This window comes from Devosia sp. (assembly GCF_036406155.1).
Taxonomy (GTDB): domain Bacteria; phylum Pseudomonadota; class Alphaproteobacteria; order Rhizobiales; family Devosiaceae; genus Devosia_A.
Genome location: NZ_DASWVV010000189.1, coordinates 1 through 5211, shown reverse-complemented (window position 1 = coordinate 5211; position 5211 = coordinate 1). Strand labels below are relative to the sequence as shown.

The 5211-nt window shown below is 67.8% G+C and carries 5 protein-coding genes and 1 pseudogene; 5 read left to right on the top strand and 1 reads right to left on the bottom strand.

Going from position 1 to position 5211, the window contains the following annotated elements; genetic code table 11:
- Positions 1-58 precede the first annotated feature (58 nt).
- Positions 59-796, bottom strand: a complete 738-nt coding sequence (flgF, locus tag VGD93_RS12580) for a flagellar basal-body rod protein FlgF (protein WP_395012529.1) — start codon at positions 794-796, stop codon at positions 59-61.
- A gap of 269 nt (positions 797-1065) precedes the next feature.
- On the opposite strand from flgF, the gene VGD93_RS12575 reads away from it, so the two are divergent.
- From VGD93_RS12575 to VGD93_RS12555, 5 genes and pseudogenes are all read left to right on the top strand, one after another.
- Positions 1066-1557: a flagellar basal body-associated FliL family protein gene (locus VGD93_RS12575; protein ID WP_395012528.1), complete on the top strand. Its 492-nt coding sequence runs from the start codon at positions 1066-1068 to the stop codon at positions 1555-1557.
- A 9-nt stretch (positions 1558-1566) separates the two neighbouring features.
- Positions 1567-2751 (top strand): flagellar motor switch protein FliM, encoded by a 1185-nt coding sequence (gene fliM / locus VGD93_RS12570; RefSeq protein WP_395012527.1) that lies wholly within the window; start codon positions 1567-1569, stop codon positions 2749-2751.
- A gap of 80 nt (positions 2752-2831) precedes the next feature.
- Positions 2832-3182: a DUF6468 domain-containing protein gene (locus VGD93_RS12565; RefSeq protein WP_395012526.1), complete on the top strand. Its 351-nt coding sequence runs from the start codon at positions 2832-2834 to the stop codon at positions 3180-3182.
- Positions 3179-4135 (top strand): MotE family protein, encoded by a 957-nt coding sequence (locus VGD93_RS12560; RefSeq protein WP_395012525.1) that lies wholly within the window; start codon positions 3179-3181, stop codon positions 4133-4135. The genes VGD93_RS12565 and VGD93_RS12560 overlap by 4 nt, the downstream gene beginning before the upstream one ends.
- A 112-nt stretch (positions 4136-4247) precedes the next feature.
- Positions 4248-5211 (top strand): annotated as a pseudogene (locus tag VGD93_RS12555) (hypothetical protein); the annotation flags it as partial.

The window sequence follows — 5211 nt, the reverse complement described above, 5'->3', positions numbered from 1 at the left end:
CGCTCCTGCGCGCTCATGCCGGTGGAAGCGATGTACAGGGCCTTCATGGGCTATCTCCTCACGCCGTCGCGTCGCCGAGGCGCTGGATGGCGCTGCGGCGCATGTCGTCCTGCCGCGTCAGCAGCGAGGCGAGGCTCTCGTAGGACCGCGTGACGCGGATCATTTCGGTCATTTCGCGCACGCCGGAAACGTTGGAGCGCTCGACATAACCCTGCGACACGGTGGTCGCCGCGGCCGCCACGGGGGTGCCGCCGGAAAACAATCCGCTGCCTTCGCGCGCCAGCTCCTGGGGGTTGGCGAACTCGACGAGGCGCAGGCGTCCCTTGGTGCCCGCGGCGGTCGAAACCGTCCCGTCCGCGGCGATCGCGATCTCGTTTTCCCCGGGATCGAAGGTTAGCGGCCCGTTCTCGGCGAGCACCGGATGGCCGTCGAGGGTGACGAGGGTGCCGCCGGCGTCGAGCTGCAGGGCGCCCGCCCTGGTCCAGCGCTCGCCGGCGGGCGTCGTGACGGCGAGGAAGCCGTCGCCGCGCAGGGCAATGTCGAGCGGGTTGCCGGTGGGCACGATGTCGCCCCCCGAAAGATCGTGCAGCGTCCCCCAATCCTGGGTGAAAGAGAGCTGCTGGTCGGACCAGGCGAAGTCGCGGTCGCCCGCGACCGGCATCAGATACTCCTCGAACAGCATCTGCTCGGCCTTGAAGCCGGTCGTGTTGATGTTGGCCAAATTGTTGGCCACCACGTCCATCTGGCGCTGCAGGGCGATCTGCCGCGACAGGCCGATGAGCTGCGCATTTTCCATGGCGCGAGAGTCCCCGTTGTTCCCCGGACCTGCGCCGCTTCCCCAAGCCGGCAGGCCCGGACTTAACAGTGCAGAAACCATGCCAAGGCGAAAAATGCTGTAGAAACAGCTACCTGTAGCGTTTCTCCGGGCTGGTCGCGGCGGCAGCAACGGCGCAGGGCGGCAAATCCTGCCCGGCAGATTCTGCCGTTCGTAACCAATCGTTAACCATCGGGCGCTTAGCTCGAACGACAACCGGAATCGCCGGGCGCGCAAGGGCTTGTGGGGGCATGGCGGCAGAGGCCGAAATCGACGACGGCGCGGATGCGGCCAAGGGCAAGGGCGGCCGACGCCGGCTCGTCATCGGCGCCGCGGCGGCGGTGGTGGTGCTGGCGGCGGCGGGCGCCGGCAGCTATTTCCTGTTCTTTTCCGCGCCGCGCGACCTGGCGGCCGAGCTGCGCCTCGCCGAAATCCCCGACACCTTCATCTTCAACCTGCCGACGATGACGGTGAACCTCAACAGCGACGGCGGGCGCGAGCAGTTCATGAAGCTCACCGTCGCGCTCGAGGTCGCCGACGAGGCGATGATGGCGGAAATCCAGCCGCGGCTGGCCAAGGTCATCGACGCCTTCCAGGTGTACCTACGCGAACTGCGCAGCAGCGACCTCGAGGGCTCGGCCGGCATCTACCGGCTGAAGGAGGAATTGCGCCGGCGCGTCAACGTCGCGATCTTTCCGGCGCAGGTTGAGAGCATATTGTTCAAGGAAATCCTGGTGCAATAGGAGCCGCACATGGCCGGTCCGAACGACCAGGACAAGCTTTCTGACGATTGGGGACTGGACGAGGTCCTGGCGGGCGCCGGCGCGGGCGCTGCGGCCGCCGCGGCCGATGCGCCCAACGACGACGCCATCTCGGCGGAATGGGCGGCCATGCTCGACGCCGACAACGGCAAGGACGGCAGCGGCGCGCCGGACCGGGTGCTGAACCAGGACGAGATCGACAGCCTGCTCGGCTTCGACCCGAACGCGGGCGCCAATGTCGAACTCACCGGGGTGCAGGCCCTCATCAACTCGGCGCTGGTCAGCTACGAGCGCCTGCCGATGCTCGAGATCGTCTTCGACCGGCTGGTGCGGCTGGCGACGACGTCGCTGCGCAACTTCACCTCCGACAACGTCGAAGTGTCGATGGAGTCGATCTCCTCGGTACGCTTCGGCGACTATCTCAATTCGATTCCGCTGCCCGCCATCCTGTCGGTGATCAAGGCCGAGGAATGGGACAATTTCGGGCTGCTGACGGTGGACAGCAACCTCATCTACTCGATGATCGACGTGCTGCTCGGGGGGAGGCGCGTCGGCGGTACCATTCGTGTGGAGGGACGCCCCTACACCACCATCGAGATGGCGCTCGCCCGCCGCATGATCGAGGTCATCCTCGAAGACACGCACAAGGCATTCGAGCCGCTCACCCCCGTCACCTTCAAGATCGAGCGGCTGGAGACGAACCCGCGCTTCGCCGCCATCTCCCGGCCGGCCAATGCCGCCATCCTCATCGAACTCCGGATCGAGATGGACGAGCGCGGCGGCAAGATCGAGATCCTCTTGCCTTACGCCACGATCGAACCCATCCGCGAGCAACTGCTGCAGATGTACATGGGCGAGAAATTCGGCCGCGACCCGATCTGGGAAGGCCACCTCGCCACCGAGATCTTCGCCGCCGACGTGGAACTGGAAGCCATCCTGCACGAGTTCGAGCTGCCGCTCAGTCGTGTACTCGCCATGCGCCCCGGGGACACGCTGATGTTCGACCGGGCGCCGACCGATCCGGTCAGGCTGCGCTGCGGCGAGGTCGACCTCACCGACGCGATCATGGGGCACATGGGAGACAATGTTTCGGTGCGGGTGGCGCGGCCGCTCAATCCGCCAAAGGTAACGATGGCTGCGTTCGAAGCCATCGACGAGACCACAGAGGGGCGCTGATGTTTGGGCTTTCATTGGGCATTATTGTCGAGTCGGCAGTGGCAATACTGCTCGCCACGACAATCGGATACTGCATCGTATTGAACCAGAGGCTGAAGAACCTTCACGCCGACCGCGATACGCTGCGCAAGATGGTGGCGGACCTGGTCCAGGCGACGGCGCTGGCCAACGCGGCGGTGCACGAGCTCAAGACCGCGGCCCTCGAGGCGGACACGGTCCTCAACGGGCGCCTGGAGGAGGCGGAGAAGTTCGGCATCGAACTGGCCAACCACGTGACGGCCGGCCAGCAGCTCATGGACAAGATCGCCCGGATCACGAAGGCGGCGCGGGGCCCTGCGCCCGAGGACGACCGGCTGGTCGAACCCAACAAGGTGCAGTCCGCGCTGCAACAGCTGGCGATGCGTCCGCGCACGAGGGGTCGGGCTGCGTGAGACCGGTCAGGCTGCTCCCTGTCGTCATCCTGTCCGCCGCAGCCCTGCTGGTGTTCAAGGGGCTGGGGCTGGTCACCACTGGTGGCTACATGCTGACCGGGACGACGCTGGTGGCCGCCGCGGGCGGCGGTGGCGAGGGCGACGCCGTGGCCGAAATGCCCCGGGAGACGCTCGCCGCTGATCCGAGCCCGACACTGCAGGATACCGCCCCCACCGTGCCGCTGCCGGGCAAGGATGCCGAAGGCGCGAAGATTGCTCCCGAAGTCGAAAGCGCGCATGGCAGCGGCAGCGCTGCCGCGGGGCCCGATAGCGTCGTACCGGGCGCGTCGGCGCCATGCCCGCCCGGCGATGCCACGGTCGCGGCCGGACACGGTGCGGCAGGAACGGAACCCGCGCGCGCCGCCGGCGATTGCGCGCCCGGCCTGGCTGCCGGAGGCGACGCCTTGCCGACTCGGCTGGACGGCAATGGCAACGTCGTGCCGCTCGCCGGCACCGCTGTCGACAGCCAGGGGGCCGTGATCGAGCGGCTGGGGGAGCGCCGGGTGGAGCTGGAGGCCCGGGAGGCCGAAATCGAGATGCGCCTGGCGCTGGTGGAGGCCGCCGAGAAGCGGATCGCGGAGCGCACGACCGCCCTCGAGGCCCTCGAGGCGCGCGTCAACGCCCTCGTCGAGGCCAAGAAGGCCAGCGACGACAGCCAGTTCAATGCGATCGTCGCCATGTACGAGACGATGAAGCCGAAGGAGGCCGCCGCCATCTTCGACGAACTGGAGATGCCGGTGCTGCTGCGCGTGGCGAGCGCCGTGACGCCGCGCAAGATGGCTCTCATCATGGCACGCATGCGCCCCGAGAAGGCCAAGCAGCTCACGGCCAGCATGGCGTCGGACAACGGCGGCGCGGGTGCCGGCTCCGCCGAGCAGGACCTGGCCGCCCTGCCGCAGATCGTCGGGCAGTAGCGGCGGCGGCGCAGCCGGTTCCGGCAATTGGGCGGGCCGGGTTCATGAGCCGTTAAACACACCGCCGCTATGTTGCTGGCCAGAATGCGGTAACAGTCAGCAGAAGCCGACGATGAATGTGTCTCCGGCCTATTGGCAACGGGCGGTTGCAGTCCTGGTGCGTGCCGGAGCGCTGGCGCTGCTGCTGTTGTTGCCGGCTGTCGCCGCCGCGGCCGATGCAGCCCAGCTCGCCGCCACGAGGCAGGACGGGTTCGCGCGGATGGTGCTGTCCTTTCCGGAGCGCCTCGACCTGCCGCCCTACAAGCTGAGGCAGGAGAACAACGTCATCATCCTCGAGTTCGAGGAGCCGATCGCAGCTGCGCTGCCCGACCTCCCGGTCAGCCTGCCCGAACACGTTGCCGCCGCCAAGGTCGACCCGGATGGCCGGGGCATCCGTTTCGGGCTGCGCGGCAAGTTCATCCTCAACAGCATGGAAGCGGGCGAGCGCCTGTATATCGACCTGCTGCCGCCGACCTGGCAGGGGCTGCCGCCCGGCCTGCCTCCCGAAGTGGTGACCGAACTCGCCGAGCGCGCCAAGCGGGCCTCGGTCCTCGCCGAGCAGCGGCGCAAGGCGGAGCAGGCAAGGCTGCTCAACCCCGCGTCTACGCTCAGGGTCGGGCACAATCCGACTTTCCTCAGGCTGCAGTTCGACTGGAGCATCGATACAGAAGCCCGGTTCAGCCTCAACGAGGGCGGCGGCTACGTCGAGTTCGACTGGCCGGTGCCGGTCGACGTGTCCGAGCTCAAGGCCGCCATGCCCCAGCAATTGCGTGCCGTCGACAACCGCGTCAGTGCGGCCGGCTCGCGCGTCTCGTTCAAGCTTGCGGACGGCATCGTGCCGCGCTTCTATGCCAACTCGAAGCGGCAATACGTCATCGACATCGACCTTCCCCGCGAGGAGGGCCTCGCCGCGGCGATTGCCGCCGGCGATGCGGCCCGGCTGCAGGCCGAACTGGCAGCGGCAGCCGCGCGACAGGAGGCGCAGGACGTGGCCGACGCGTCGGCCACACGGTACGCATCGCTTTTCCGTTCGACCG

Excerpts from the sequence above, each read along its gene's own strand:
- flgF (WP_395012529.1), bottom strand. The coding sequence starts at position 796 with ATGGAAAATGCGCAGCTCATCGGCCTGTCGCGGCAGATCGCCCTGCAG.
- VGD93_RS12575 (WP_395012528.1), top strand. The coding sequence starts at position 1,066 with ATGGCGGCAGAGGCCGAAATCGACGACGGCGCGGATGCGGCCAAGGGC.
- fliM (WP_395012527.1), top strand. The coding sequence starts at position 1,567 with ATGGCCGGTCCGAACGACCAGGACAAGCTTTCTGACGATTGGGGACTG.